Source organism: Streptomyces sp. ISL-10 (genome assembly GCF_018614575.1).
In the GTDB taxonomy this organism is placed as follows: Bacteria; Actinomycetota; Actinomycetes; order Streptomycetales; family Streptomycetaceae; genus Streptomyces.
This window is the reverse complement of the sequence record NZ_JAGGOJ010000016.1, coordinates 57,038-82,626: the sequence shown is the minus strand read 5'-3', so window position 1 is coordinate 82,626 and position 25,589 is coordinate 57,038. Positions and strand designations below refer to the sequence as shown.

Here is a 25,589-nt window from a genome sequence, read left to right as displayed (position 1 = left end):
GCCCGGGGCGTTTTCCGGGGGCTCTCCGTCCCCGGCCCCCTCCGGACCCTCGCGCTTCGAATGCCGGCGGGCCGACTTTGTCGGCCCGTCAGTGCTCGACGTCCTCCGCCAGTCTCTGGCCCCGCAGCAGGAACCACGCCGCGACGGCCGTCGCCAGCAGCACCGCCGCGCCCACACCCGCCGCGAGGCGCAGGCCGTCGACGAACGCCTCCTGCGCCGCGCCGAGCAGCGCCGTCGCCTGCCCGTGGGGCAGCCCCGCCGCCGCTTCCACCGCGCCGCCGAGCGACTCGTGCGCGGCCGATGCCGTGTCCGCCGGCACTCCGGCCGGCGTGGCGAAGCCGCGGTAGACGCCGGTCACGATGGAGCCGAGCAGCGCGATGCCGAGGGCAGCGCCCAGTTCGTACGCGGTCTCGGAGACCGCGGAGGCCGCACCCGCCTGTTCCTTGGGCACGCTGGAGAGGATCACGTCGGCGGTGACGGTGAACGAGAAGCCCGCACCGATACCGACGACCAGCAGCGCCGCACCGAGGAGCGGATAGCCCGTGGACCGGCCGAGCAGCGTCAGTGTGGCCAGCGCCAGACCGACGGCGGCCAGACCGCCCGCGACGACGGCCCGTACGGAGTAGCGCCGCGCCACCGTGCCCGCGACAAGTCCGGTGGCCACCGCGCCGATCGCGGCGGGCAGTTCCGCGAGGCCGGCCTCGAAGGGCTGCCTGCCCTGGACCAGTTGCAGGAACTGGGACAGGAAGAACACCAGACCGGACAGGCCCAGAATGGTCAGCAGGTCGGCGAGGACGGCCGCGGAGAAACCCCGGTGCCGGAACAGCCTCATGTCGAGCAGCGGTGCGGGCAGCGTGAGCTGCCTGCGCACGAATCCGTACAGCGCGGCGATGCCGATCAGCGCGGCGGCACCGGCGCCCAAGCCGGGCCCGTGGCTCGCCGCCTCCTTGATCGCGTAGACGACGCCGACCATGCCGATGAGCGACAGGGCGACACTGGCCAGGTCCCACGGGCCGGCCACCGCGTTCTTGGACTCCGGCAGCAGCTTGACGCCGACGAGGACCAGGACGGCCATGACGGGCAGGTTGATCAGGAAGACCGAGCCCCACCAGAAGTGCTCCAGCAGGAAGCCGCCGACCACGGGTCCGACGGCGGCGCCGGCGGAGGCCATGGCGCCCCAGATGCCGATGGCGAGGCTGCGCTCCCTGGGGTCGTGGAAGATGTTGCGGATCAGGGCGAGCGTGGACGGCATCAGCGTGGCGCCCGCGACACCGAGCAGGGCCCGGGCGAGGATCATCGTCTCGGGGCTGGTGGCGTACGCGTTGAGCACGGACACCGCGCCGAACGCGACGGCGCCGCCGAGCAGAAGCTTCTTGCGGCCGATGCGGTCGCCGAGGCTGCCCATGGAGACGAGCAGTCCCGCGATGACGAACGAGTAGACGTCGCCGATCCACAGCAGCTGGTTGCCGGTCGGTTCGAGGTCCTCGCTGAGGAACGGGGTCGCGAGGCCGAGGACGGTCGCGTCGACCGCCACCAGCAGAACGGCCAGCACCAGGACGGCGAGCGCCAGCCACCGCCCGGGGCGGTACACGGTCTCGTCCGCCCTGGTCGTGGGCCGGATGGTGCTGCTCATGTCCTCACACTCCGTCGAGCTCCGCCGAGCAGGAGCTCGGCGGTCATGTACTGGAAGTCCTTCTTGGCGACGCGACCGTCCATGACGGCCCATGCGCAGGAACCGATCAGCGCGTACAGCGCCTCGGTCAGCCATGCGGGCGTGAGGTCGATACGGAACTCGCCCCGCTCCTGACCGCGCCGGAAGAGCGCCGAGACCCGGGCGTCGAGCCGGGACCAGCCCTCGTCGACCTGGTCGCCTTCGAACAGCTGGTTCTCGGTGACCAGGAAGGCCAGCAGATCGGCGGCCGGTTCCATCTCGGCGATCAGCCGCCGCAGCCCGTCGCTCGCGTCGCCCTCGTCGAGCCGTGCCCGGTCGAGGGCGGCCTCGAACTCCTGGATGCCGAACGCCTCGAGCGCCCTGACGAGCGCGTCGCGGCCCGCGAAGTGGCGGTGCAGCGTGGCGCGCCCGATACCCGCGGCCCGGGAGACCTCGTCCATGGTGGCGGTCGATTTCCGGGACAGCAGAGCCGCAGCGGCACGGAGCACCTGTTCACGATCCATGGCCATGAGACAAGCATAGCCCATGTGAGACGTTCTTGTCTCATTCAGTACGTAGACGTCTCCTTGCCGCAGGTCCCGAAGCTGCACCATCTGCGCCGCCCGCCTCTCATCGGGGAACAGCCAGCCGCGGTCGGCACCGGGGCAGGAGCGCACGGTGAAACGCTGCGGTCCGGCCAGCAGCTCGGTGGCGCTGCGCGCCACGGCGAGAACGGGCAGCCGCAGACCCGCGGACGGGCGGGCCGCCAGCGGCCCAGGCCGTCGTCGCCACGGACGAACGCCGACACCTTCGCGGCGTCTCCGCGACATCGGCCACCCCTTGAAGGCCCTCGGGTCGCCGGGGTCGGTCAGGCAGGCGTACAACTGCCTGCGGAACTCCCGCGCCTCCTCAAGGGCGGCCCCGCCTCTTCGGGGCACTGCCGCGCCCGCTTGAGGAGCCCCGTCACCAGCCATTCCTCCGCGAGGTCCAGATGTCCGGCCCAGACGGCGAGCGTGCGGTAGGTACGCAGCCGCTCGGAGCCGGGCCGGCGGGGACCGCGCCGGCCGGCACAGGTGTTGCAGAACTCGAGCGGGATGGCCGCTGGTGTTCCACGGCAACCGCTCCTCGTCGACCCGTACCGCGTACACGGGTGCGGCCGGCCGGTGCGGCCGCGGATCGCCGTGCAGCATCCGCTCGTGCAGGGTGTGCCGCGCGGCGCCGGGCTCGATGCCCAGGCCGGTCACCAGCGCCTTGCGTGTGGCGCGGTAGAGCTCCAAGTGCGTCGGCCTGCCTGCCGCTCCGGCACAGGGCGGTCATCTGCGCGGCGACGGGCCGTTCCCGGTCGGGGTGTTCGCGCGCGAGCGGCATCAGGTCCGCGCCCCCCTGTCGGGCATGCCGAGCTCCAGCTGCGCTTCGGCCCCGCTGTTCCAGCGCGGACAGCCCGAGTTCGCCGAGTGGTCCGCCGAGCCGGCGGCGCAGGCCGTCGTCCGCTACGTCGGCGGGCAGTGGTCCGCGCCAGAGCCCGAGGCGCGCGGTCGTACAGGCGCTCGCGCTGCGAGGCGTCGGCGGCGGCTCCGGTACGGCGGACGAGGTCCATCTCGACCGGGGCCTGTATGTCGCCCACGGCGTCCCACCATGGACATCAGCTCGTCCGGCTACAAGACGGTGACCATGGCCCATGGCTCGACGACCGACCTCCGCGAGCAGATCGACTGAGCCGCTCTTCACCACCACGACTGCGTGGAGCAGGACGTCGCCGCCGCCCCATTGCCGCGCATCGATGAACGGGTCGGGCCGACCCGGCCGGACATCGACGCGCTCGCGGTCCGGGCGGCGGCGCTGTGGGTCAGGGCGTCACTGCTTGGCCGTGGCCCAGGCGTGCTGTATCACCAGGTCGGCCTTGATCTCGTTGAGCTGGACGGCGACCGCCGAAGGGGCCGTGCCGCCCCGGCCGTTGCGGGACGCGAGCGCGCCGGGGACGTTCAGGACCGTGCGGACCTCGGGCGTGAGGTGCTCGGAGATCTTCGCGAACTGCTCGTCGGTGAGCTGGTCCAGCTCGATGCCCTGCTGCTCGCACACCTTGACGCACTCGCCGGCGACCTCGTGCGCCACCCGGAACGGCACGCCCTGCTTGACCAGCCACTCGGCGATGTCGGTGGCGAGCGAGAAGCCGGCCGGGGCGAGCTCCTCCATGCGCTCCCGGTTGACCGTGAGCGTGGCCATCATGCCCGTGAACGCCGGGAGCAGGACCTCGAGCTGGTCGCAGGAGTCGAAGACCGGCTCCTTGTCCTCCTGGAGGTCGCGGTTGTACGCCAGCGGGAGCGCCTTGAGCGTGGCGAGCAGGCCCGTGAGGTTGCCGATGAGGCGGCCGGACTTGCCGCGGGCGAGCTCCGCGATGTCGGGGTTCTTCTTCTGCGGCATGATCGACGACCCGGTCGAGAAGGCGTCGTGCAGGGTCACGAAGGAGAACTCCTTCGTGTTCCAGATGATGACTTCCTCGGCGATACGGGAGAGGTTCACCCCGATCATCGCGGTGATGAAGGCGAACTCGGCGACGAAGTCCCGCGAGGCGGTGCCGTCAATCGAGTTGCCCGCGGAGCCGCGCTCGAAGCCCAGGTCCTTGGCCACGGCCTCCGGGTCGAGACCGAGCGAGGAGCCGGCCAGCGCGCCGGAGCCGTAGGGCGAGACGGCCGTACGGGTGTCCCACTGACGCAGTCGCTCCGCGTCCCGGGACAGGGACTGCACATGCGCGAGCACGTGGTGGGCGAACAGGACCGGCTGGGCGTGCTGGAGGTGAGTGCGGCCCGGCATGGCGACGTCGGGGTGGGCCTCGGCGAGGCCGACGAGGGCGTCCTGGAGGTCGGCGATCAGACCGCCGATGATGCGGGCGTGGTCGCGCAGATACATCCGGAAGAGAGTGGCGACCTGGTCGTTCCGGGACCGTCCGGCACGCAGCTTGCCGCCGAGGTCGGGTCCGAGCCACTCCAGCAGGCCCCGTTCGAGGGCGGTGTGCACGTCCTCGTCGGCGATGGTGCCGGTGAAGGCCCCGGACGCCACGTCCGCCTCCAACTGGTCGAGGCCGGCGAGCATGCGTGTCAGCTCGTCCTCGGTGAGCAGGCCCGCCTTGTGCAGCACACGCGCGTGGGCTCGGGAACCGGCGATGTCGTACGGCGCGAGACGCCAGTCGAAATGCACCGAGGCGGACAGCTTCGCCAGCGCCTCGGCCGGGCCGTCGGCGAAGCGGCCGCCCCAGAGCCGGACGTCACCGTTGTTGCTGCTCACAGCTGTTGCTCCTTGGGAGAAGTGTGAAGACGCCTCCCCGCCGCGAAAGAATGGGGAGGCGCTGTGTTCAACGCGTGTGGGTTACGCGAGGTCCCTCTTGGCCGCGATCTTCTGCGACAGGCCGAAGATCTCGATGAAGCCCTGCGCCTTGGACTGGTCGAACGTGTCGCCCGAGTCGTAGGTGGCGAGGTTGAAGTCGTACAGCGACTCGTCGGACTTCCGGCCGGTGACGACGGCCCGGCCGCCGTGCAGCGTCATCCGGATGTCGCCGCTGACGTGCTGGTTGGCCTCGTTGATGAAGCCGTCCAGGGCCCGCTTGAGCGGGGAGAACCACAGGCCGTCGTAGACGAGCTCGCCCCAGCGCTGCTCGACCTGCCGCTTGTACCGGGCGAGCTCGCGCTCGACCGTGACGTTCTCCAGCTCCTGGTGGGCGGTGATCAGCGCGATCGCGCCCGGGGCCTCGTAGACCTCGCGGGACTTGATGCCGACAAGCCGGTCCTCGACCATGTCGATGCGGCCGATGCCCTGGGCGCCGGCCCGCTCGTTGAGCTGCTGGATGGCCTGCAGGACGGTGACGGGCTTGCCGTCGACGGCGACCGGGACGCCTTCCTTGAAGGTGATGACCACCTCGTCGGCCTCCTGCGGCTCCGCCGGGTTCGAGGTGTACTCGTAGATGTCCTCGATCGGCGCGTTCCAGATGTCCTCCAGGAAGCCGGTCTCGACGGCCCGTCCGAAGACGTTCTGGTCGATGGAGTACGGCGACTTCTTGGTGGTGGCGATCGGGAGCTGCTTCTCCTCGCAGAAGGCGATCGCCTTGTCCCGGGTCATCGCGTAGTCACGGACCGGGGCGATGCACTTGAGCTCGGGGGCGAGGGCGACGATGCCGGCCTCGAACCGCACCTGGTCGTTGCCCTTGCCGGTGCAGCCGTGGGCGACGGTGGTGGCGCCGTGCTTCTTCGCGGCGGCGACGAGGTGCTTGACGATCGTCGGCCGGGAGAGCGCGGAGACCAGCGGGTAGCGGTCCATGTAGAGGGCGTTGGCCTTGATGGCGGGGAGGCAGTACTCCTCGGCGAATTCGTCCTTGGCGTCGGCGACCTCAGCCTCCACGGCACCGCAGGCGAGCGCGCGCTTGCGGATGACGTCCAGGTCCTCGCCGCCCTGGCCGACGTCCACGGCAACGGCGATGACCTCGGCGCCCGTCTCCTCGGCGATCCAGCCGATGGCGACGGAGGTGTCAAGGCCGCCCGAGTAGGCGAGTACGACGCGCTCGGTCACGAGTTTCTCCTTACGGTGCAAACGCTGACGGGTATAACTATGCAGTGCTCCGTATGTTTTGTCAATCGATGGGAAAATGGCTGGTCACACCGGTGCCCCACTTCTAGAGTCGGCGGACCGACAGCCGAGGGGGACACGGTGCGCGCAGGAAGACGCTGGGACGCCAGGGCCGGACACGAATCGGCACGACACCTGGCCGACGGCCTGCCGGCGAGCCGGGTCCTCAGCTTCGAGGACCCCGCCTGCTGGACCGCGCTCGACCACGGGGTCCGGCATTCCGCCTGGTACGACCCCAGGGCCGCCGCCCGGCTCAGTGCCTGCCCGGAGACCGCCCTGTGCCACCCCGACGGCCGGGTCCGGGAAGCCGCCCTCCGCGCAGGGCTCGACGCACCGGCCTTCTGGTACCTGGTCGTGGTGCGCTGCGCGGACTGGGCCGAGGCCGTGCGCGAGTGCGCTCGCCGGCTCCTGGCGGAGCGGCTGGCGGCCGCCACGGAGGAGACCCTGCGGACGCTCACCCCGCTGGTGCTGCGCGTCGGGCGCCGCGAGCAGGGCACGTGGGCACGCGACCGGTTCGAAGCCGCCCTGCGCACTCCCCCGTATCCCGCACTCGCGGGGCTCCGCGACAGCCGGGACACGGCCGCACGACGGCTCGCCGCCCGCATCACCCTTGACGAGGGCTTGCTCGGCGTCCGGGAACTGGCGCGGCGGGCCGCCGACGACCTGGACCCCGCGTCGGCCCGCTGGTGGTCGGACGCCGCGCTCGCCGCACTGGCGGACGGCGCGGAGTGCGGGGAGAGCGTCGACGTCCTGCTGGGCGCCCGGGCTCCGCTCGTACGCTCCGCCGGAGTCACCGCGCTGCGGCGGGCGGGCCGGGCGGCGGAGGCGGCCGCCCACCTGGTCGACCGCTCGCCCCTGGTGCGCGCCTGCGCCCGCTGGCTGGTGAGCCAGGACGGCGGTGACCCGCACGCCCGCTACCTCGAACTGTGCGCCGACCCGGCCGGGATCGCGCCGTATGCGATGACCGGACTCGCCGAGTGCGGCAGGCGCGAGGACGCCGGCCTGCTCCGCACCTTTCTGACGCACCCCGTCGCCGCCGTGCGCGCCCAGGCCACCGCCGGTCTGCGACTGCTCGACGCGGTGCCGGCGGATCGCGTACTGCCGCTGGTCGACGACCCTTCGGCGGCCGTGGCCCGGGAAGCGACGCGGGCGCTCCTGCCGCTGGCCCGCCGGTTTCCGGCCGACCTGCTGTTCGAGCGGCTCGCGCCAACACGGCCGGTCCACACGCGCCGTGCGGCGTTCCGGCTGCTGAAGGAACACGGCGGGCTCACCGAACTGCGCGCGGCGGTCGCCGTGTTGACCGATCCGGACCCGGCGCTGCGGCAGAACGGGGCGGCCTGCGTGCAGGAGCGGCGCTGGGTGGACGCACTTCAGCCCGTCGACCCCGGCGTACGGGGGGAACTGGAGGCGCTGTTGCACCAGTGCACGCACCTGTTCAGCGACTTCGTCATGACGGTGTTGCGGGGCCGCCTCGGTCTCAGGAGCTGAAACACCGGTCCGGGCGACACCGGCCACGGGAGAATTACCCCATGGGAAAGACGTATGAACACATAGACGGAAGACTCCGCGCCTTCATCGAGGCCCAACCGCTCTTCTTCACGGCCACCGCGCCGCTCGACGGGGAGGGGACGGTCAACCTCTCCCCCAAGGGCCTGAAGGGCTCCTTCGCCGTCATCGACGAACAGACCGTCGCCTACCTCGACTTCGCCGGCAGCAACGCCGAGACGATCGCCCATCTGCGCGAGAACGGGCGCATCACGCTCATGTGGTGCGCCTTCCAGGGCCCGCCCGACATCGTGCGTGTGCACGGGCGCGGGGAGCCGGTCTTCCGGGACGACGAGCGCTGGGCGGAGCTGCTCGCACACTTCCCCGGCATCGACCCGGTGCCGCACGGGCTGCGCGCCGTCATCGTGGTGAGGGCCGAGCTGATCCGGGACACCTGCGGGTACGGGGTGCCCTTCATGACGTACGACGAGGACCGCGACCTGCACGGGAAGCGTTTCGCGCGCGAGGACGACGCCTCGCTGGACGCGTACTTCGCCAAGAAGGAGCACATCGCGACGAGCATCGACGGCCTGCCGGGGCTCCCGCTCCCGCTGCCGCCCCTGCCCTCGGCCGCCCTCGCCGAATAGCACGCGACGGCCCCGCCCCCCGAGGGGCGGGGCCATGGCGTATCGGGTCAGCGCTCCTTCTGGGCCAGCCGCAGGAGATGGTCCGCGAGCGCCTGGCCGCCGGCCGGGTCCCGGCTGATCAGCATCAGGGTGTCGTCACCCGCGATCGTGCCGAGGATGTCGTGCAGTTCGGCCTGGTCGATGGCGGAAGCCAGGAACTGGGCCGCGCCCGGCGGCGTCCGCAACACCACGAGATTCGCCGACGCCTCCGCGGAGATGAGCAGCTCGGCGGAGAGGCGCCGCATGCGCTCCTCCTTCGCGGATTCGCCCAGCGGAGCCTGCGGGGTGCGGAAGCCACCCTCGCTGGGCACCGCGTAGATCAGCTCGCCACCGGTGTTGCGGATCTTCACCGCGCCCAGCTCGTCGAGGTCGCGGGAGAGCGTCGCCTGCGTGACGCTCAGCCCGTTGTCCGCGAGGAGCTTTGCCAGTTGGCTCTGGGAGCGCACCGGCTGACGGTTGAGGATGTCCACGATCCGGCGGTGGCGGGCCGTGCGGGTCTGCGGTACGGCGGGTCCGCCGTGCTCAGCGCTTTCGGGGTACCGGGCCTCTGTCATCGTCGTCTCATTCTCCGGCTTGTCCTTCCCCGTTGCTCGCGTCGAGGATGCCGGGCAGAGCCCGGAGGAACGCGTCCACCTCGGCGTCACCGATGATCAGGGCCGGCATGAGCCGTACGACATCGGGCGCGGGGGCGTTCACCAGGAAACCCGCATCCTGGGCCGCCTGCTGCACCTTCGGTGCGAGCGGTCCGGTGAGCACGATACCCAGCAGCAGGCCGCTGCCACGGACATGGGAGACGGCCGGGTGCCCCAGCCCCTCGATTCCGTCGCGCAGTTTCTCGCCGAGCCGCTTGACCGAGTCGAGGACGCCGTCGGCCGCGAGGGTGTCGACAACGGCGAGTCCGGCGGCGCAGGCGACGGGGTTGCCGCCGAACGTCGTCCCGTGCTGACCCGGCTTCAGCAGGTCGGCCGCCGCGCCGAAGACGACGGTCGCACCGATCGGCAGTCCGCCGCCGAGGCCCTTGGCCAGCGTGACGATGTCGGGCTCGACGCCCTGGTGCGCCTGGTACTCGAACCAGTGCCCGGTCCGGCCGATGCCGGTCTGGACCTCGTCGAGGACCAGCAGCGTGCCGGTGGCCCGGGTGATCTCCCGGGCGGCCTCCAGATACCCCTTGGGCGGTACGACCACGCCGTTCTCGCCCTGGATGGGCTCGATGATCACCAGGGCGGTTTCCTCGGTGACGGCCGCGCGCAGAGCCTCGGCGTCGCCGTAGGGGACATGGGTGACGTCCGGGGGCAGCGGCAGGAACGGCTGCTGCTTGGCGGGCTGTCCGGTCAGCGCGAGGGCGCCCATCGTCCGGCCGTGGAACCCGCCGGTCGTCGCGACCATGTGCCGGCGTCCGGTGAGCCGGCCGATCTTGAAGGCGGCCTCGTTGGCCTCGGCGCCGGAGTTCGCGAAGTAGACCCGCCCCTGGCGGCCGAAGAGCTGGATCAGCCGCTCGGCGAGCGCGACGGGCGGCTCGGCGACGAAGAGGTTGGAGACGTGGCCGAGGGAGGCGACCTGGCGGGAGACGGCCTCGACGATCGCCGGGTGGGCGTGGCCCAGTGCGTTGACCGCGATGCCGCCGACGAAGTCGGTGTACTCGGTGCCGTCGGCGTCCCAGACCTTGGTGCCCTCGCCGCGGACCAGCGCCAGCTTCGGTGTGCCGTAGTTGTCCGTCATCACGCCCTGCCACCGGTGCGTGAGCTCCTGGTTGCTCATGTCACTCCCCCTGTCCGTCCGGCACGACCATCGTGCCAATGCCCTCGTCGGTAAAGATCTCCAGCAGGATCGAGTGCTGGACCCGGCCGTCGATCACCCGGGCCGTGTTGACCCCGTTGCGCACGGCGTGCAGGCAGCCCTCCATCTTGGGGACCATGCCGCTGGAGAGATCGGGCAGGAGCTTCTCCAGCTGGGTGGCGGTGAGGCGGCTGATCACCTCGTCGCTGTGGGGCCAGTCCTCGTACAGGCCCTCGACGTCCGTAAGGACCATCAGCGTCTCGGCGCCCAGCGACGCAGCGAGTGCCGCAGCCGCCGTATCAGCATTGACGTTGTAGACATGTGCGTCGTCCTGTGAGCGGGCGATCGAGGAGATCACCGGGATGCGTCCGTCGGCGAGCAGCGCCTCGACGGCTCCGGTGTCGATCTCGGTGATTTCGCCGACCCGGCCGATGTCGACGAGTTCCCCGTCGATGCGCGGCTGATGCCTGGTGGCAGTGATGGTGTGGGCGTCCTCGCCGGTGAGGCCGACGGCGAGCGGGCCGTGCTGATTGAGCAGGCCGACCAGCTCGCGCTGGACCTGTCCGGCGAGCACCATCCGCACGACGTCCATGGCCTCGGGAGTGGTGACCCGCAGGCCGGCCTTGAACTCGCTGATCAGGCCGTGCCGGTCGAGCGCCGCGGAGATCTGCGGACCGCCGCCGTGCACCACGACGGGCCTGAGCCCCGCGTGCCGCAGGAAGACGACGTCCTGCGCGAAGGCGGCCTTGAGCTCCTCGTCGACCATGGCGTTGCCGCCGAACTTGATGACGACGATCTTGCCGTTGTGCCGGGTCAGCCAGGGCAGCGCCTCGATGAGGATCTGCGCCTTGGGCAGTGCGGTGTGCTTCCTCGTCGTGCTCATGAGCTGTACGCGCTGTTCTCGTGGACGTAGTCGGCCGTCAGATCGTTGGCCCAGATGACGGCGGACTCGGTGCCCGCGGCCAGGTCCGCGGTGATGCGCACCTCGCGGTAGCGCATGTCGACCAGGTCGCGGTCCTCGCCGACGGAGCCGTATCTGCAGACCCAGACGCCGTTGATGGCGACGTTGAGCTGATCGGGCTCGAAAGCCGCGGTGGTGGTGCCGATGGCGGAGAGCACCCGGCCCCAGTTGGGGTCCTCACCGTGGATGGCGCACTTGAGGAGGTTGTTGCGGGCGATGGAGCGGCCGACCTCGACGGCGTCGTCCTCGGTCGCCGCGTTGATCACCTCGATGCGGATGTCCTTGGACGCGCCCTCCGCGTCGCCGATCAGCTGCCTCGCGAGGTCGTCGCACACCGTGCGTACGGCCTCGGCGAACTCCTGGTACGCGGGCTTCGCGCCGGACGCGCCGGAGGCGAGCAGCAGCACGGTGTCGTTGGTCGACATGCAGCCGTCGGAGTCGACCCGGTCGAAGGTCTGCCGGGTCGCGTCGCGCAGCGCCTTGTCCAGGGTGGCGGCATCGAGGTCGGCGTCGGTGGTGAGGACGACGAGCATGGTGGCGAGTCCGGGGGCGAGCATGCCGGCGCCCTTGGCCATGCCGCCGACCGTCCAGGCGTCCTTGGTGACGACGGCGGTCTTGTGGACCGTGTCGGTGGTCTTGATGGCGATGGCGGCCTTCTCACCGCCGTGTTCGCTGAGCTGGGCCGCGGCCTGCTCGATGCCGGGCAGGAGCTTGTCCATGGGGAGCAGGACGCCGATCAGGCCGGTGGAGGCGACGGCGACCTCGCCCGCGCCGATGCCGAGGACGTCGGCCGCCTTCTCGGCGGTGGTGTGGGTGTCCTGGAAGCCCTTGGGGCCCGTACAGGCGTTGGCGCCGCCGGAGTTGAGCACCACGGCCGTGACCTCGCCGCCCTTGATGACCTGCTCGGACCACAGGACCGGCGCGGCCTTGACGCGGTTGGAGGTGAAGACGCCCGCGGCGGCGCGGCGCGGCCCGTTGTTGACCACGAGGGCGAGGTCCGGGTTGCCGTTCTGCTTGATTCCGGCGGCGATGCCCGCTGCCGTGAATCCCTTCCCTGCGGTCACGCTCACGGCGCAACTCCAATCGTGGAAAGACCGGTTCCCTCGGCGAACCCGAGGGCGATGTTCATACTCTGCACCGCGCCGCCGGCGGTGCCCTTGGTGAGGTTGTCGATGGCGCTGATCGCGATGATGCGGCCGGCCGCCTCGTCGTACGCCACCTGGATCTGTGCGGCGTTGGACCCGTACACCGACGCCGTCGCGGGCCACTGGCCCTCGGGGAGCAGGTGCGCGAACGGCTCGTCGGCGAGGGCCTTTTCGTAGGCGGCGCGCACGTCCTGCGCGGTGGTGCCCGGTACGGCCTTGGCGGAGCAGGTGGCGAGGATGCCGCGGGGCATCGGCGCGAGCGTGGGTGTGAAGGAGACGGTGACCCGCTCGCCTGCCGCCGCGCTGAGGTTCTGGATCATCTCGGGGGTGTGGCGGTGGCCGCCGCCGACCCCGTACGGGCTCATGGAGCCCATCACCTCGGAGCCGAGGAGGTGGGGCTTGAGTGCCTTGCCCGCGCCGGAGGTGCCGCTCGCGGCGGTGATCACGGCCTCGGGCTCGGCGAGGCCCGCCGCGTACGCCGGGAAGAGCGCGAGCGAGACGGCGGTGGGGTAGCAACCGGGTACCGCGATGCGCTTGGACCCCTCCAGCGCGGCGCGGGCACCCGGCAGTTCGGGGAGGCCGTACGGCCAGGTCCCGGCGTGCTCGGAGCCGTAGAACCTCTCCCAGTCGGCGGCGTCCCGGAGCCGGAAGTCGGCGCCCATGTCGACGACGAGGACGTCGTCGCCGAGCTGCTCGGCAACGGCGGCTGACTGGCCGTGCGGGAGGGCGAGGAAGACGACGTCGTGGCCAGCGAGGGCGTCGGCGGTCGTCGGCCGGAGCACCCGGCCGGCGAGCGGCAGCAGATGCGGCTGCAGTGCGCCGAGGGGCCGGCCCGCGTTGGAGTTGGCGGTCAGAGCACCGATCTCCACCTCAGGGTGGGCCAGCAGCAGTCGGAGCAGCTCACCGCCCGCGTACCCGCTCGCCCCTGCCACTGCTGCTCGAACCGTCATCGGAAATCCTCCTCATCGATGGCATGACTATACGCAGCAATGCAGATGTATGCAATAACCTTCGACTACATAGATGCATGCACCATCAAGGAAGTGTCCGAACCATACAGAATCGTACTCCCGCACCCGTTTGATCAACGCACCCGATCCCCACCACAGGCTCGGAAGAGCGGTTCCCTCAGCACAGTCCCCACCGGAGGCCCTCAGGCCGGATGTTGTCACTCCACCACAAAAGAGGCTTCCTTCTGCGCGTACAGGCCCGTTGCCCGGACCGCTGCGAGCGACCGCCCTCGTCGCGGCCCGGGAGACCTCGGCGGAGGCAGAACGCCCCGATGCCGCCCCGGAACGCCCGCCGCGTGAGGCCGTTTGTGCGTGCCGTCGGGGGCAGGCCCGCCCGCGTTCGGCAGGGGCGAGACACCGGACGCGCCTCGGCGGCGACACCGGGACGGCCTCGCGCGACGCGCGGAAAATTGTCTGCGAGGCGTGTCGACGACGGGCCGGCCCGTTCGTGTAGAGGGTGAGAGCGCGGCATGCCCGCCGCGCCCGTACCGAGGAGGCCACCATGCAGCAGTACCTGCTCAGCATCTACCAGCCCGACGGAAATCCGCCGCCGCCCGAGATCCTGGAACCGATCATGCGCGACGTCGAGGCCGTGAAGGCCGAGCTCAGGGAGGCCGGCGCCTGGGTGTTCTCGGGCGGCCTGCACCCGCCGTCCACCGCCACAGTCCTCAGGCTCAAGGACGACGAGGTGCTCACCACCGACGGTCCGTACGCCGAGGGGAAGGAGCATCTGGGCGGCTTCGCCGTCATCCAGGCGCCTGATCTCGACGCGGCCCTCGCATGGGGCCGCAAGCTGGCCCGCGCGGTCACCCTTCCGATCGAGGTGAGGCCGCTCGATTACGTCAGCCCCGGATGATGTCCGCCACCGACGCGGCAGGGGGCGCCCCCGCGGTGACGGCGGAGGCGACGGAGCGTGTGTTCCGCGAGGAGTACGGCCGCGCAGTCGCCGTCCTCGTCCGGTTCTTCGGCGACATCGACATCGCCGAGGAGGCGGTCCAGGACGCCTTCACCACGGCGCTGGAGCGGTGGCCCACAACCGGGCTGCCGCCCAGCCCGGCGGGGTGGATCATCACCACCGGCCGCAACCGGGCGATCGACCGTCTGCGGCGGGAGGCCTCCCGGGCGAGCCGGCACGCCGAAGCCGCGCTGCTGCAGGCGCGCGCGAGCCCCGTCGAGGAGGGTCCCGTGTACGACGACCGGCTCCGCCTGATCTTCACCTGCTGCCATCCGGCACTCGCCCCGGCCGCACGCGTCGCTCTGACCCTGCGGCTGCTCGGTGGGCTGACCACGGCGCAGATCGCCCGCGCGTTCCTGGTGGCGGAGCCGACCATGGCGCAGCGCCTGGTCCGCGCCAAGGGCAAGATCCGCGATGCGCGGATCCCCTACCGCGTCCCGGACGAGGCCGAGCTGCCCGACCGGCTGCCCGCCGTGCTGTCGGTCGTCTACCTGATCTTCAACGAGGGCTACACCGCCGCCTCGGGCGACCGCCTGGTGCGCGAGAACCTGTGCGCGGAAGCCGTGCGCCTCGGCCGGCTGCTGGCCCGCCTGATGCCCGACGAGCCCGAGGTCCTCGGCCTCCTGGCGCTGATGCTGCTGACGGAGTCCCGGCGCCCGGCGCGCACCGGGCCGGACGGCGAGATGGTGGTGCTCACCGAGCAGGACCGGAGCTTGTGGGACCGCGGCCTGATCGCCGAGGGGCAGGCGCTGGTGCGACAGTGTCTGCGTCGCGGCAGGCCGGGGCCGTACCAGATCCAGGCCGCGATCAGCGCGGTGCACAGTGACGCGGCGGAGGCGGCCGCGACCGACTGGGGTCAGATCCTTAGTCTGTACGACCTGTTGACGGCGATCGCGCCGACTCCGGTGGTCGCGCTCAACCGGGCGGTCGCCGTGGCCGAGGTGCAGGGGCCCGGACCGGCGCTCGCCTTGGTGGACGCGCTCGCCCCGGCACTGGGCGGGCTCCGTGTGCTGCATGCCGTGCGGGCCGATCTGCTGCGGCGGCTGGGTCGCGGGGCCGAGGCGGCCTCGGCGTACGAGGCGGCGATCGAGAGCCCCGGGAACGCGGCGGAGACGGCGTTCCTGCGACGCAGGCTCCGCGAGCTTTCGTCGATGTGAGACGAGCGGTGCCCGGCAACTGCCTCGGTGCGCACCGCCGTTACTCTCTGACCATGCCGATGTCTCTGAGCGACTCCGCCCGCCTGATGTTCGATGCGCCGAATCCCGCGGTGCTCGCCACCGTCCTGCCCGACGGCAGCCCGCAGACCTCGGTCGTCTGGGTGGGTCGCGAGGGTGACGAGCTCGTCATCTCCTCGCAGGCCGGCCGCCGCAAGGACCGCAACATCGCTCGCGAGCCGCGCGTCTCTCTCACCGTGTACGACCGCGAGGACCCGCTGCGCTACGTGGAGGTACGTGGGACCGCCACGGTCGTGGAGGACGAGGGACGCAAGCTCGCGGTGCGGCTGGCGGAGGAGTACGAAGGCCCCGGCGCTGGCCAGGAGTACCTGGACCTGCCGCCGGAGGCTGTACGCGTCGTCATCCGGATCACGCCCGAGCGGGTGGTGGGAACGGCGAAGTAGCCGGTTCGGGCAGCGCGCCCCGCGGCACGGGCACAGCGGCCCTACCGGTTCAGGCAGCGGCCTGCGGACACAGGTGCCAGCGGCCCTACCGGTTCAGGCAGCGGCCTCCAGACACAGGTGCCAGCGGCCCGGCCGGCCGGTGAGGGTGACCGTCGACAGCGGGCGGACGTCGACGTTCCAGTACATCGCCGGGTGGGCGCGCAGGGCGTACACGAAGGCGGCCCTTACGACGGCGGGCTCGGCCACGGCGACGATCGAACCGCAGTCGTTCGCGGGCCGGGTGTCGAGCCAGCCACCTATCCGCGAGATGAAGGCGAGCAGTGGTTCGCCGCCGTGGGGCGCGCTGCGCGGGTCGGCGAGCCAGGCATCGACCGCGGCGGGCTCGCGCGCGGTCACCTCCGCGAGCGTGCAGCCGCGCCAGCGGCCCATGTCGCAGTCGCGCAGAGCCGGCTGGGCGAGCGGCGCGAAGCCGAGTGCCTCGCCGGTCGCGCGGCTGCGGGTGGTCGGCGAGCAGTAGCGCAGCTCGGCCGCGCTCAGCGGCACGAGCGCGTGCGCGGCGAGCTGCACCTCGTGCCAGCCGGCCTGATCGAGCGGCCGGTCGTCGTCGAACCGCTCGGTGAGCAGGGAGGAGCTGCGCGCCGCGGCGACCAGGGTGACCCGGACAGTCATGGCGTGATGGTGATGGGGAAAGCCTTGCAGGTCAAGGGTGTCACTCGAACATCAGGTTGAGCCAGTTGCCGGGGACGTCGAGCTCCTTGAAGCCGAGCTTCTCGTACAGGCCGTGGGCGTCGTCGGTGGTGAGCAGGATCCGGCGCAGCCCGAGGGGGGCGAAGTGGTCGCGGACGGCGGCGACCAGCGCGGTGCCCAGCCCGTTGCCCCGGGCGGACCTGTCGACGTAGACGTCGCAGAGCCAGGCGAAGGTGGCGTGGTCGGTGACGATGCGCGCGTAGCCGGCCATCTGCCCCGAAGTGGTCTCGTACGCACCGAAGTTGACCGATCCGGCGACGGCACGGTCCTGCTTCTCGCGGCTGCGGCCGAGCGCCCAGTACGCCTCGGTGGAGAGCCACTGGTGGATCCTGTCCGGGTCCAGCCGGGCGGGGTCGGTGGAAATCGTGTACGCGCCATGGATCTTCTCGGTCATGGCGGGAGACTCGCACAGCGGTGCGAGGACTGTCATCGGCTGTTCCGGGCGCTCCCGGTCATCGCGAAAACTCCTGCCAGGCGCTGCGCAGCCGTCGCACGCCCTCCGTGATCTCGGCCGCGCCCGCGACGCCGGCGAAGCTCAGGCGGATGTGGCCGGCGGGCGGCTCGGCACAGAAGTACGGGCGGCCTGGGGCCACGGCGACGTCGGCCCGCAGTGCCGCGGCGACGAATGCGCCCTCCTCGGCGGTGTCGGGCAGGCGGAGCCAGAGGTGGTAGCCGCCGGAAGGAATGTGCGGCAGGGCGAGTTCGGGCAGGTGGACCCGCAGGGCCGCCGTCATGGTGTCGCGGCGCGCCTTCAACTCCACGGCCACCGTGCGCAGATGACGGTTCCACGCGGGCGCGCCGACGAGTTCGAGTGCGGCTTCCTGGAGGGGGCGGGGGACGAAGAAGGTGTCGACGACGTGGATGGCGCGGAGCCGTTCGAGCACCGGTCCGCGCGCGGCGAGCATGCCGACCCGCAGGCTGGGCGAGGTGGCCTTGGTGAGCGAGCTGACGTGGACGACGACGCCGTCGTGATCGTCTGCGGCGAGGGGTCCGGGCAGCGCGCCGGCGTCCTCGTGGACGAGGCGCCGCGCGAAGTCGTCCTCGACGACGAAGGCGCCCGCCTCGCGGGCGATGCGCAGGACGGCGGAGCGGCGTTCGGGGGCGAGAACCGCGCCGGTCGGGTTCTGGAAGAGCGGTTGGCAGACGAAGACGCGGGCCCCGGTGGCCCGGAAGGCGGCGGCGAGGAGTTCGGGCCGCACCCCGTCGGCGTCCACCGGGACAGGGACCGGCCGCAGCCCGGCGGCCCGGGCGATGGCCAGCATTCCGGGGTAGGTGGGCGATTCGACGAGGACGGGCGCGCCGGGCGGGGCGAGCGCGCGCAGGGCGGTGGTCAGTGCGGACTGCCCGCCCGCGGTGATGAGGACGTCCGCCGGGCCGGCGGTCTCGCCGATGGAGCGGGCGAACCATTCGCGCAGTTCGGGCAGACCGTCGGTGGGCGGCCTGCTCCAGGCGCCGGGCCGGCGGCCCGCTCGGGCGAGAGCCGCGGCCATGGCCCGTTCGGGCTGGAGCGAGGGGTTCAGATAGCCGCCGTTGAACTCGATCACCCCGGCCGGCGGCGCGGCCAGGGTGACGAGCACGCCGGAGGCGTCGACGGCGCGCGGTACGACCTCACCGGCGGCGTCGGCGCTGAGCGTGACCTCCTGCCAGGAGGTGTCACCGCTCGGCGGGGTGGCGGTGCGCGGGTGGGCGCGGAAGGCACCGGCGCCGGGACGGGTGACGACGAGCCCCTCGGCGACGAGCTGGGCGAGCGCGCGGGAGACGGTCACCGGGGAGACTCGGTAGCGCTCTACCAGGGCCCTGCTCGACGGGAGCTTTCCATCCGGGGAGTAGCGGTCAAGCTCGTTCTTCAGGGAGTTCGCCAGTTCTGCCACACTGCTACGCTCTTGCATGACAGCACAGGATAGCGCTACTCCCACCACCTCGATAGCGGTCAGCAGCGGCACCCTCCTCGCCGCGCTGGGCGTCGTCGCCTTCTCGCTGACCTTCCCCTCCACCGTCTGGGGCCTGGAGAGCTTCGGGCCCTGGTCCCTGGTCGCCGTGCGCAGTGTCCTCGCGGCGCTCGTCGCGGGCGGGTTCCTTCTCGCGCTGCGCGTCCCCGTGCCCGAGCGCCGCCACTGGGCCGGTCTCGCGGTGGTCGGCGGCGGGGTAGTGCTGGGCTTCCCGCTGCTGACGACGCTCGCCCTGCAGACCTCCACCTCCTCGCACGCGGCAGTGGTGGTCGGTCTCCTGCCGCTGACCACGGCGGTCCTCGCGGCGGTGCGCACGGGCCGCAGGCCGTCGCGCACGTTCTGGGCCGCGGCGCTCACGGGAGCCGTGGTGGTGATCGCCTTCACCGTGCAGCAGAGCGGCGGGACACTGCACTCCGGCGATCTGTACCTCTTCGGCGCCCTGCTGGTCTGCGCCGCCGGGTACACCGAGGGCGGCAGGCTCGCCGCGGTGATGCCCGGCTGGCACGTCATCGGCTGGGCCCTGATCCTCTGCCTGCCGCTGAGCGCGGCGGGCTCCTTCGTGGCGCTGTCCTTCGAGCCGGTACACCTCACCGCCCGGGGCGTGACCGGGCTCCTCTGGGTCGCGGCCGGGTCGACGTTCTTCGGGCTGTACGTCTGGTACCGGGGCATGGCGGAGATCGGCATCGCCCGCGCCAGCCAGCTCCAGCTCGCGCAGCCGCTGCTCACCCTGGTCTGGTCGGTCGCTCTGCTCGGTGAGCGCCTCTCGCCCGCGGCCCCGGTCGCCGCCGTCGGCGTCCTGGTGTGCATCGCCGTCACGCAGCGGGCCCGCGCCTGAGCCGCGCCCGGGCCGGTGCCGCCGCAACGGCAGGCCGCGCACGAACCCTGTCCGCGACCGTCTCCGCCACCCTTTTCCGCGGACGTTTCCGCGGCCGTTTCGGTGGCCGTTTCCGCGGCCGGGGATGCGCGGCGCACCCTCGGCCGTAGACTCGAAACGACCCCACAACGGACCGGCTATCGAGGAGGTCACTCCCGATGCAAGCAAACGAGGGCGACACGCTGCTGGTACACGGCAGGACCGTGGGCCAGCACGACAAGCACGCCGAAGTCCTCGAGGTGTTGGGGCCCGACGGCACTCCCCCGTTCCGTGTCCGTTTCGACGACGGGCACGAAGCGGTCCTGTCCCCCGGACCCGACTGTGTGGTGCAGCACCACGAGAAGACCTGATCACGCTCCCCATGCCCGGTGCGCGGGCACCGGGCTCAGCCCGCCGTCCGCACCCGGGTCGGGTAGTGGTCGGCCACCACCCGCGACATGGCCCCGAGCGGATCGGCCCCGACCTCCAGCCCCGAGAAGAAGCAGTGGCCCCCCACCTGGGGGTACCGCGAGGCGTACGTGAGGTGGCGGGAGAGCTCCGCCGGGTCGTGCCACTCCGGGGGCTGCCCCAGCATTCCCACCTTGTAGAGCGCCTCGCCGATGTACAGATCCACTCCCGTGCCGCCGGCGACCCCGGACCACCAGGGCACGAGCGAGGCGTAGTCGGCGGCGGCGAAGCCCATGTGCCAGTAGACCTGCGGGACGACGTAGTCGATCCAGCCCTGGCGGACCCAGGTGCGGGTGTCGGCGTGGAGGTCGTCGTACGTCTGCACGCCCGCCCTGGTACGTGACCCCCTGGGATCCGTGGAGTCGTTGCGCCAGACGCCGAAGGGGCTGATCCCGAAGCGCACGTGCTTCTTCTCGCCCTTGATCCGCCCGCACATCTCCCGCACCAGCCGATTGATGTTGGCCCGGCGCCAGGCGGCCCTGTCCGCGTATCCCGTGCCGTAGCGGGACCAGGCCGCGTCGTCGTCGAAGACCTCGCCCGCGACGGGGTACGGGTAGAAGTAGTCGTCGAAGTGCACCGCGTCGATGTCGTAGCGGCGGACGGCGTCCATCATCGCGTCCTGGACGAAGGCCCGGACCTCCGGGATGCCCGGGTTGTAGTACAGCTTCCCGCCGTACGGGACGGTCCACTCCGGGTGCACTCTCGCCGGATGCCCGGGCACCAGCCGTGACGGGTCCGTATGGGTCGCCACCCGGTAGGGGTTGAACCAGGCGTGCAGCTCCAGACCACGTCGGTGCGCCTCCTTCACCGCGGTGCCCAGCGGGTCCCAGCCGGGGTCCCGTCCCTGCACACCGGTGAGGTACTTGCTCCACGGCTCGTACGGCGACGGCCACAGCGCATCGGCCGACGGCCGCACCTGGAACACGACCGCGTTCAGCCGACGCTCCACGGCGGTGTCGAGGTGGGCCAGCAGCTCGGCGCGCTGGTGGGCGGCGGTCATGCCCGGTCGGGACGGCCAGTCGCGGTTGCTGACAGTCGCCAGCCACATCCCGCGGAATTCCCGTGTCGCGCGCTTTCCCCGCGCGGCCCTGCCCATCGGCACACCCTCCCCCGCACTCGCCGCCTCCGTCCCGCCCCTGGACCGGACGGAGGCCGCCGTGTCCCCGGCCGTCGCGAGCGCGGCCGCCGCTCCGGCCGTCGCGACCACGAAAGCCCTTCTCCCCATACGCCCCATGTGTCAGCCCTTGTCGTTGTCGATAGCGATTGCCGTATCCCGGGAGAGCATGCCCGGCCCTGACGCCCGCCCATCCACACATCCGGAGTAACGTCGGGGGGTCGGCGGGCGCCGGAACCGTACGGGGGACCCGCCGAGCGAAAGACCAGCGAAAGGCATGAGGTGACGGACTCAATGGCCGACATTGCACGCGTCGGAGTGGTGGGTTGCGGCCAGATGGGCGCAGGCATCGCGGAGGTGTGCGCCCGCAGCGGCCTCGAGGTGATGGTGGCCGAGACCACGGGCGAGGCGCTGGAGATCGGCCGCACCCGGCTGTACAACTCCCTGACCAAGGCGGCCGAGCGCGGCAAGATCACCGAGGAGGAGCGCGACGCCACCCTGGAGCGCCTCTCCTTCACGACCGACCTCGGGGAGTTCGCCGACCGCGACCTCGTCATCGAGGCCGTGGTGGAGAACGAGCAGGTCAAGACCGAGATCTTCCAGGTGCTGGACCAGGTGGTGACCCGGCAGGACGCGATCCTCGCCTCCAACACCTCCTCGATCCCGCTGGTGAAGCTGGCCGTCGCGACGTCGCGGCCCGATCAGGTCATCGGCATCCACTTCTTCAACCCCGCCCCGGTGCAGAAGTTGGTGGAGCTGATTCCGGCGCTGACCACCTCGGAGGAGACGATCAAGCGCTCCGAGGCCGTGGTGCAGCAGGTGCTGGACAAGCACCCGATCCGGGCCCAGGACCGCTCGGGCTTCGTGGTGAACGCCCTGCTCATCCCGTACCTGCTGTCCGCGATCCGGATGTTCGAGTCGGGCATCGCCAGCCGCGAGGACATCGACAACGGCATGGAGATGGGCTGCGCCCATCCGATGGGCCCGCTGAAGCTGTCGGACCTGATCGGCCTGGATACGGTCGCCTCCGTCGCGGACTCGATGTACGCGGAGTTCAAGGAGCCGCTGTACGCCGCTCCCCCGCTGCTCCAGCGGATGGTCGACGCGGGCCGGCTCGGCCGGAAGACGGGCTCCGGCTTCTACACCTACTCCTGACGCGCGGCCGCCAGGGGAATTCGAACAAGAATTCACACGGGGTGCGCGGGACGTGCTCGCATATGCCATGCGCGCACGCTCCCGCCCTGTGACCAGGGCTAGTTGACTCGGTCCCGCTCAGCAAGGGACCACGTGCACCTACCCGAACAGGAGAAGCATCCGTGTCCACCGACCCTGATCATTTAGTGGTCGTCGAGGAATTCGCCGAACTGCGCCGCAGCATCGATGTGGGACTGGCTCATATCGACGGCCATCTGGCACTGCTCGCCCAGCGGAGCGACCAGACCGACCGGGAACTGACCGATCTGGCCGCTCGTGTGAAGGCACTCGAACACGCCCGCTGGCCCCTGCCCGCCGTCGCGGCGCTCACCGCGCTGGGGGCGCTGGCGGTCGCGGTGTGGCAGGCGGTGAGACCCTAGGAAGTTCCCGAGGGCCGTCACCCCATGCGCAGATGGTGAAGCATCAGGAGTCCGGCCGCCATGTTGGCGGCCGGGACCTCACCGCGGGCGATCATGTCCGGCACCAGCTTGAGCGGGACCCACTCGCGGCGTGAGGACTCGAAGTCGTCCTCGGGATGGCCGATGTAGGTGGCGTCCTCGGCCCAGTACAGATGGTGCCGGGCATCGGTGAGGCCGTTGGACGGTTCGACCGTGAGCAGATGCCGGAGGGGGCCGGGGCGCCAACCGGTCTCCTCCTCCATCTCACGGGCCGCCGCCCCGGCGATGCTCTCACCCTCCTCGACGACGCCCGCGGCGAGCTCCCAGCCCCAGCTGTCGGTGATGAACCGGTGCCGCCAGAGCATCAGCACCTCGTTGGCCTCGTTGACCGCGGTCGCGACGGCGACCGGGCGGAGCCGGATCAGGAAGTGGTCCAGGTGGCGGCCGTCGGGAAGAGCGACATCCGCCAGATTGACCCTGAACCAACGGTTCTCATACACGGTTTGTTCGCTTAAGTTCGTCCACTGCACGCTTCTGCCACCTTCCGACAAGTCGATGGCAATATGGCAGCAGCACCCGGCTCAGAGGGGAACGCGCAGCGCCCCGTCGATGAGACGGGCCGCTTCGGCGGCGTCGGCACAGCCGCTCGTCACCAGGTGCTCGCGCGCGACCCGCAGCCGGTCCCGCAGCCGCTGCGACTCCATTCCCCGGGCCCGCTCCACCATCCGTACCGCCGTCCGCGCCGCACGGTCCGCCTCACCCCTGCGCAGCTCGATCTGGCTGAGCATCGCGAGCCGGTGCACCCGGCCGCGGTCGTGGGCGGGCGTGTCCACCGCCGCTGCCGCGTTCTCATGGGCCGCCGCCACATCGCCCAGGCGGAGCAGCGCCTCCGCCACCTGCACGTTGACCAGTCCGGGCTGGACGTAACCGGTCTCGTCGGGCTCGTGCCCCGGGCGGATCCGCTGCGCCTCCGACTCGGCCCGGCGGATGCACGACAGCGCGTTCGTGGCATCGCCGAGGTGGGCGTACGCCTTCGCCTGCATCGCGTACAGGTCTGCGGCGAGCGCGGGGGTGAGCTGGCCCCCGGCCGCCCTCAGCGCGGCCTCCGCGAAGGCCACGGCCTGCCGGTGCTCGGACATGTACAGCGACTGGTTGACCAGAAGCGCGATCACATACGCACCGAGTCCCCGGTCTCCGCTGGCCTTTGCCAGCCGCAGCGCCTGGTGGAAGTAGCGCTGGGCGAGGCCGTGGGCGTCGGAGTCGTACGCGCAGATGCCGGCGACGGCGACCAGTCCGCCGGTGGCGCGGTGCAGTTGGCGGCCGAGGGTGTCGTTGTACGCGCCGCGCAGCAGCGGGGCGGTCTCGGCGTTGAGGAAGCCGACGACGCGGGAGCGGGTGGCGATCCCACCTGCCTTGCGGTACATCAACTCGTAGTGTTCCCGGGCCGACTTGAGCATCTCGATGTCGGCCAAGCTGACCCGCGTCCGGCCCTCGCGGGAGACGTCCGAGTCCTCGGGTGGGTTCTCCCACTCCCAGACCGGCATCACGGCCGGTGTGCCGGTGACGGCGGCCGCCTCGATGATGTGCCGCCGCTGCTGCTCGTCGGAGCGCCACAGGGCCGTGGCGCGCTCCACGAATCCCGACAGCGACGATCCCTGCGGCGGCGCGGGCTCGCCCGGTACGCCGAGGCCGATGTCGTCGAGCGTGACGACCCGGCGCAACCGGGCGGCGAAGACCTCGCAGATCATGTCGGGCACCTGCCCGCGCGGCCGCTGCCCCTTCAACCAGCGGGCGACCGCGGTGTGTTCGTAGCGCAGCGACAGTCCTCTGGCCCGGCCGACCTGGTTGACGCGCGCCGCGAGGCCGGCGTGGGAGATGCCCGCTTCGTCGAGCAGGGCGTCGAGCAGGGTGTTGGGCTGCATGGGGCCCTCCGGTGCCTCGGTCCGCCTCAGCCTAGTAGAGGACGATTCGCACGGGGTGTGAAACAAGTGCCCTGTTCCGCATGGTGCGTGCTCTCCCGCCGTGTACCGGGGGCCGGTTGACTGAACTGCCTCTCACAGAGGCGGCCGGGCCGCCGGCTCCCCCTCGTACAGTGCGGCGGCCCCTCGCGTCGTCTGCCCTGCTGATCTGCCCGACACTCCGCGGCAGGGCGGGCGGCGCCGGCCGCAACGGCGGTCCCACTCCTGCCGAACGCTGCAAGGCAGCAGGGCCATCGGGTCACACGGGGCCAGTGCTGTGACCGGGATTTCGCAGGGTCCGGACAGGACGAACTCCGTGCGGACACCTCTGCTGTCGGATAGCGTCAAGTTCACGGTGAAGGGGGGCGTGATCGTGGTAGAACGTGCGGTTCCGCCTCGTGTGGTGGCCGCAGAGCGTGTCGCCTCCGAGGCGGGATTCAAGAAGAGTTGCATCCCGGAAGTGGGCAGGTTGCTCGGGCTGGCCGCTGCTGCGAAGCCCCACGGAGTCATCGCTGAGAGCGGCACCGGCTCGGGAGTGGGCACCGCCTGGCTGCACAGTGGCCTTGGCGCCGGTGCACGCCTGGTCACCGTAGAGCGTGACGAGGAGCTGGCCCGTCGAGCGGCCGGTGTCTTCGCGGACGACAACCGCGTCAGCGTTATCACTGGGGATTGGCGGCTGCTTGAGCAGCATGCCCCCTTCGACGTCTTCTTCTGCGACGGCGGAGGCAAGCGTGACGACCCCCAGGGGGTCGTCGAGCTGCTTGCTCCCGGTGGCCTGCTCATCCTGGACGACTTCACCCCCTCGCCCGATTGGCCGCCTCGTTTCGGCGGCGAAGTGGATGAGCTCCGCCTGTTCTACCTCACTCATCCAGCCCTGGACGCCAGTGAAATGCTCACAACACCAGCAAGTTCAGTGGTTGTTGGGGCACGACGCCTCTAGCCAAGAAGGCCGGCGTGCCGGGGCTGGGCCCGGACACACGTGTGGGGCGCGTCCGGTCTGACCGGGC

26 protein-coding genes are annotated in these 25,589 nt (G+C 71.3%); 10 read left to right on the top strand and 16 right to left on the bottom strand.

Annotated features, from left to right (window positions below):
- Positions 1–88: 88 nt before the first annotated feature.
- The 5 genes from J7E88_RS20070 to J7E88_RS20050 form a co-directional block, all read right to left on the bottom strand.
- On the bottom strand, positions 89–1,633 hold the full coding sequence (locus J7E88_RS20070) for an MFS transporter (protein WP_215182993.1): 1,545 nt from the start codon (positions 1,631–1,633) through the stop codon (positions 89–91).
- A complete protein-coding gene (locus J7E88_RS20065) occupies positions 1,630–2,181 on the bottom strand; it encodes a TetR/AcrR family transcriptional regulator (protein ID WP_215182991.1) in 552 nt (183 codons plus the stop codon). The genes J7E88_RS20070 and J7E88_RS20065 overlap by 4 nt, the downstream gene beginning before the upstream one ends.
- Positions 2,182–2,614: 433 nt before the next feature.
- The gene (locus J7E88_RS36030) at positions 2,615–3,331 is read right to left on the bottom strand and encodes a BTAD domain-containing putative transcriptional regulator (protein ID WP_251022937.1); all 717 of its coding nucleotides are present in this window, start codon (positions 3,329–3,331) and stop codon (positions 2,615–2,617) included.
- A gap of 174 nt (positions 3,332–3,505) precedes the next feature.
- Positions 3,506–4,933 (bottom strand): argininosuccinate lyase, encoded by a 1,428-nt coding sequence (gene argH / locus J7E88_RS20055; protein WP_215182989.1) that lies wholly within the window; start codon positions 4,931–4,933, stop codon positions 3,506–3,508.
- Between the two features lie 81 nt (positions 4,934–5,014).
- On the bottom strand, positions 5,015–6,208 hold the full coding sequence (locus tag J7E88_RS20050) for an argininosuccinate synthase (RefSeq protein ID WP_215182987.1): 1,194 nt from the start codon (positions 6,206–6,208) through the stop codon (positions 5,015–5,017).
- Between the two features lie 138 nt (positions 6,209–6,346).
- Between J7E88_RS20050 and J7E88_RS20045 the strand changes: the two genes are divergently transcribed.
- Together J7E88_RS20045 and J7E88_RS20040 are read left to right on the top strand one after the other, a co-directional pair.
- Positions 6,347–7,753 carry a hypothetical protein gene (locus J7E88_RS20045; RefSeq protein WP_308307553.1) on the top strand — a complete coding sequence of 469 codons (1,407 nt, stop codon included), beginning with the start codon at positions 6,347–6,349 and terminating at the stop codon, positions 7,751–7,753.
- A gap of 41 nt (positions 7,754–7,794) precedes the next feature.
- Positions 7,795–8,397 (top strand): pyridoxamine 5'-phosphate oxidase family protein, encoded by a 603-nt coding sequence (locus tag J7E88_RS20040; RefSeq protein ID WP_215182985.1) that lies wholly within the window; start codon positions 7,795–7,797, stop codon positions 8,395–8,397.
- 47 nt (positions 8,398–8,444) lie between these two features.
- On the opposite strand, the gene J7E88_RS20035 is transcribed toward J7E88_RS20040, so the two are convergent.
- From J7E88_RS20035 to argC, 5 genes are read right to left on the bottom strand one after another with little or no spacing between them, the layout of a single operon-like run.
- A complete protein-coding gene (locus J7E88_RS20035) occupies positions 8,445–8,990 on the bottom strand; it encodes an arginine repressor (RefSeq protein WP_215182983.1) in 546 nt (181 codons plus the stop codon).
- A 7-nt stretch (positions 8,991–8,997) separates the two neighbouring features.
- The gene (locus J7E88_RS20030; RefSeq protein ID WP_215182981.1) at positions 8,998–10,194 is read right to left on the bottom strand and encodes an acetylornithine transaminase; all 1,197 of its coding nucleotides are present in this window, start codon (positions 10,192–10,194) and stop codon (positions 8,998–9,000) included.
- Position 10,195: 1 nt separating this feature from the next.
- Positions 10,196–11,095: an acetylglutamate kinase gene (argB, locus tag J7E88_RS20025; protein ID WP_215182979.1), complete on the bottom strand. Its 900-nt coding sequence runs from the start codon at positions 11,093–11,095 to the stop codon at positions 10,196–10,198.
- On the bottom strand, positions 11,092–12,243 hold the full coding sequence (argJ, locus tag J7E88_RS20020) for a bifunctional glutamate N-acetyltransferase/amino-acid acetyltransferase ArgJ (protein ID WP_215182977.1): 1,152 nt from the start codon (positions 12,241–12,243) through the stop codon (positions 11,092–11,094). The genes argB and argJ overlap by 4 nt, the downstream gene beginning before the upstream one ends.
- Positions 12,240–13,268, bottom strand: coding sequence for an N-acetyl-gamma-glutamyl-phosphate reductase (argC, locus tag J7E88_RS20015; RefSeq protein WP_215182975.1), 1,029 nt, complete (start codon positions 13,266–13,268; stop codon positions 12,240–12,242). Before argC ends, argJ begins: the two co-directional genes overlap by 4 nt.
- A 562-nt stretch (positions 13,269–13,830) precedes the next feature.
- On the opposite strand from argC, the gene J7E88_RS20010 reads away from it, so the two are divergent.
- Genes J7E88_RS20010 through J7E88_RS20000 form a run of 3 tightly spaced genes read left to right on the top strand, consistent with a single transcriptional unit; the run spans position 13,831 to position 15,901 of the window.
- Positions 13,831–14,184, top strand: coding sequence for a YciI family protein (locus J7E88_RS20010; RefSeq protein WP_215182973.1), 354 nt, complete (start codon positions 13,831–13,833; stop codon positions 14,182–14,184).
- Positions 14,181–15,440: an RNA polymerase sigma factor gene (locus tag J7E88_RS20005; protein WP_374196301.1), complete on the top strand. Its 1,260-nt coding sequence runs from the start codon at positions 14,181–14,183 to the stop codon at positions 15,438–15,440. The genes J7E88_RS20010 and J7E88_RS20005 overlap by 4 nt, the downstream gene beginning before the upstream one ends.
- Before the next feature lie 53 nt (positions 15,441–15,493).
- Complete coding sequence (locus J7E88_RS20000) at positions 15,494–15,901, top strand: PPOX class F420-dependent oxidoreductase (RefSeq protein ID WP_215182971.1); 408 nt, start codon at positions 15,494–15,496, stop codon at positions 15,899–15,901.
- Between the two features lie 93 nt (positions 15,902–15,994).
- Here J7E88_RS20000 and J7E88_RS19995 read toward each other — a convergent pair whose 3' ends face one another.
- From J7E88_RS19995 to J7E88_RS19985, 3 genes are read right to left on the bottom strand one after another with little or no spacing between them, the layout of a single operon-like run.
- Positions 15,995–16,570, bottom strand: coding sequence for a histidine phosphatase family protein (locus tag J7E88_RS19995; protein ID WP_215182969.1), 576 nt, complete (start codon positions 16,568–16,570; stop codon positions 15,995–15,997).
- A 40-nt stretch (positions 16,571–16,610) separates the two neighbouring features.
- Complete coding sequence (locus J7E88_RS19990) at positions 16,611–17,042, bottom strand: GNAT family N-acetyltransferase (protein WP_215182966.1); 432 nt, start codon at positions 17,040–17,042, stop codon at positions 16,611–16,613.
- A gap of 58 nt (positions 17,043–17,100) precedes the next feature.
- Entirely contained in the window at positions 17,101–18,537 is a 1,437-nt protein-coding gene (locus tag J7E88_RS19985) for a PLP-dependent aminotransferase family protein (protein ID WP_215182964.1), read from the bottom strand.
- Between J7E88_RS19985 and J7E88_RS19980 the strand changes: the two genes are divergently transcribed.
- Both J7E88_RS19980 and J7E88_RS19975 read left to right on the top strand, forming a co-directional pair.
- Positions 18,536–19,432, top strand: a complete 897-nt coding sequence (locus J7E88_RS19980; protein ID WP_215182962.1) for a DMT family transporter — start codon at positions 18,536–18,538, stop codon at positions 19,430–19,432. The genes J7E88_RS19985 and J7E88_RS19980 overlap by 2 nt on opposite strands.
- Before the next feature lie 197 nt (positions 19,433–19,629).
- Positions 19,630–19,821 (top strand): DUF1918 domain-containing protein, encoded by a 192-nt coding sequence (locus J7E88_RS19975; RefSeq protein ID WP_215182960.1) that lies wholly within the window; start codon positions 19,630–19,632, stop codon positions 19,819–19,821.
- A 35-nt stretch (positions 19,822–19,856) separates the two neighbouring features.
- On the opposite strand, the gene J7E88_RS19970 is transcribed toward J7E88_RS19975, so the two are convergent.
- Positions 19,857–21,152: a glycoside hydrolase family 10 protein gene (locus J7E88_RS19970; RefSeq protein WP_215182958.1), complete on the bottom strand. Its 1,296-nt coding sequence runs from the start codon at positions 21,150–21,152 to the stop codon at positions 19,857–19,859.
- Positions 21,153–21,326: 174 nt separating this feature from the next.
- Between J7E88_RS19970 and J7E88_RS19965 the strand changes: the two genes are divergently transcribed.
- Positions 21,327–22,187 carry a 3-hydroxybutyryl-CoA dehydrogenase gene (locus tag J7E88_RS19965; RefSeq protein ID WP_215182956.1) on the top strand — a complete coding sequence of 287 codons (861 nt, stop codon included), beginning with the start codon at positions 21,327–21,329 and terminating at the stop codon, positions 22,185–22,187.
- A gap of 161 nt (positions 22,188–22,348) precedes the next feature.
- Positions 22,349–22,606, top strand: a complete 258-nt coding sequence (locus J7E88_RS19960; RefSeq protein WP_215182954.1) for a hypothetical protein — start codon at positions 22,349–22,351, stop codon at positions 22,604–22,606.
- A 17-nt stretch (positions 22,607–22,623) separates the two neighbouring features.
- Here the strand turns inward: J7E88_RS19960 and J7E88_RS19955 are convergent, their stop codons facing one another.
- A complete protein-coding gene (locus J7E88_RS19955) occupies positions 22,624–23,154 on the bottom strand; it encodes an NUDIX hydrolase (RefSeq protein ID WP_215182952.1) in 531 nt (176 codons plus the stop codon).
- Between the two features lie 51 nt (positions 23,155–23,205).
- Positions 23,206–24,546 carry a transcriptional regulator gene (locus J7E88_RS19950; protein WP_215182950.1) on the bottom strand — a complete coding sequence of 447 codons (1,341 nt, stop codon included), beginning with the start codon at positions 24,544–24,546 and terminating at the stop codon, positions 23,206–23,208.
- Between the two features lie 403 nt (positions 24,547–24,949).
- Between J7E88_RS19950 and J7E88_RS19945 the strand changes: the two genes are divergently transcribed.
- On the top strand, positions 24,950–25,522 hold the full coding sequence (locus tag J7E88_RS19945; protein WP_215183303.1) for a class I SAM-dependent methyltransferase: 573 nt from the start codon (positions 24,950–24,952) through the stop codon (positions 25,520–25,522).
- Positions 25,523–25,589: the final 67 nt, after the last annotated feature.

What these genes read in the sequence shown, in the direction of transcription:
- argB (WP_215182979.1), bottom strand. Translation starts at nt 11,095, where the DNA reads ATGAGCACGACGAGGAAGCACACCGCACTGCCCAAGGCGCAGATCCTC.
- J7E88_RS19990 (WP_215182966.1), bottom strand. Translation starts at nt 17,042, where the DNA reads ATGACCGAGAAGATCCATGGCGCGTACACGATTTCCACCGACCCCGCC.
- J7E88_RS20005 (WP_374196301.1), top strand. Translation starts at nt 14,181, where the DNA reads ATGATGTCCGCCACCGACGCGGCAGGGGGCGCCCCCGCGGTGACGGCG.
- J7E88_RS20035 (WP_215182983.1), bottom strand. Translation starts at nt 8,990, where the DNA reads ATGACAGAGGCCCGGTACCCCGAAAGCGCTGAGCACGGCGGACCCGCC.
- J7E88_RS20040 (WP_215182985.1), top strand. Translation starts at nt 7,795, where the DNA reads ATGGGAAAGACGTATGAACACATAGACGGAAGACTCCGCGCCTTCATC.
- J7E88_RS19980 (WP_215182962.1), top strand. Translation starts at nt 18,536, where the DNA reads ATGACAGCACAGGATAGCGCTACTCCCACCACCTCGATAGCGGTCAGC.
- J7E88_RS20030 (WP_215182981.1), bottom strand. Translation starts at nt 10,194, where the DNA reads ATGAGCAACCAGGAGCTCACGCACCGGTGGCAGGGCGTGATGACGGAC.
- J7E88_RS20010 (WP_215182973.1), top strand. Translation starts at nt 13,831, where the DNA reads ATGCAGCAGTACCTGCTCAGCATCTACCAGCCCGACGGAAATCCGCCG.
- J7E88_RS20065 (WP_215182991.1), bottom strand. Translation starts at nt 2,181, where the DNA reads ATGGCCATGGATCGTGAACAGGTGCTCCGTGCCGCTGCGGCTCTGCTG.
- J7E88_RS19950 (WP_215182950.1), bottom strand. Translation starts at nt 24,546, where the DNA reads ATGCAGCCCAACACCCTGCTCGACGCCCTGCTCGACGAAGCGGGCATC.
- J7E88_RS19995 (WP_215182969.1), bottom strand. Translation starts at nt 16,570, where the DNA reads ATGACTGTCCGGGTCACCCTGGTCGCCGCGGCGCGCAGCTCCTCCCTG.
- J7E88_RS20000 (WP_215182971.1), top strand. Translation starts at nt 15,494, where the DNA reads ATGCCGATGTCTCTGAGCGACTCCGCCCGCCTGATGTTCGATGCGCCG.
- J7E88_RS19975 (WP_215182960.1), top strand. Translation starts at nt 19,630, where the DNA reads ATGCAAGCAAACGAGGGCGACACGCTGCTGGTACACGGCAGGACCGTG.
- J7E88_RS20070 (WP_215182993.1), bottom strand. Translation starts at nt 1,633, where the DNA reads ATGAGCAGCACCATCCGGCCCACGACCAGGGCGGACGAGACCGTGTAC.
- J7E88_RS36030 (WP_251022937.1), bottom strand. Translation starts at nt 3,331, where the DNA reads ATGGGCCATGGTCACCGTCTTGTAGCCGGACGAGCTGATGTCCATGGT.
- argC (WP_215182975.1), bottom strand. Translation starts at nt 13,268, where the DNA reads ATGACGGTTCGAGCAGCAGTGGCAGGGGCGAGCGGGTACGCGGGCGGT.
- J7E88_RS19970 (WP_215182958.1), bottom strand. Translation starts at nt 21,152, where the DNA reads ATGGGGCGTATGGGGAGAAGGGCTTTCGTGGTCGCGACGGCCGGAGCG.
- J7E88_RS19965 (WP_215182956.1), top strand. Translation starts at nt 21,327, where the DNA reads ATGGCCGACATTGCACGCGTCGGAGTGGTGGGTTGCGGCCAGATGGGC.
- J7E88_RS19985 (WP_215182964.1), bottom strand. Translation starts at nt 18,537, where the DNA reads ATGCAAGAGCGTAGCAGTGTGGCAGAACTGGCGAACTCCCTGAAGAAC.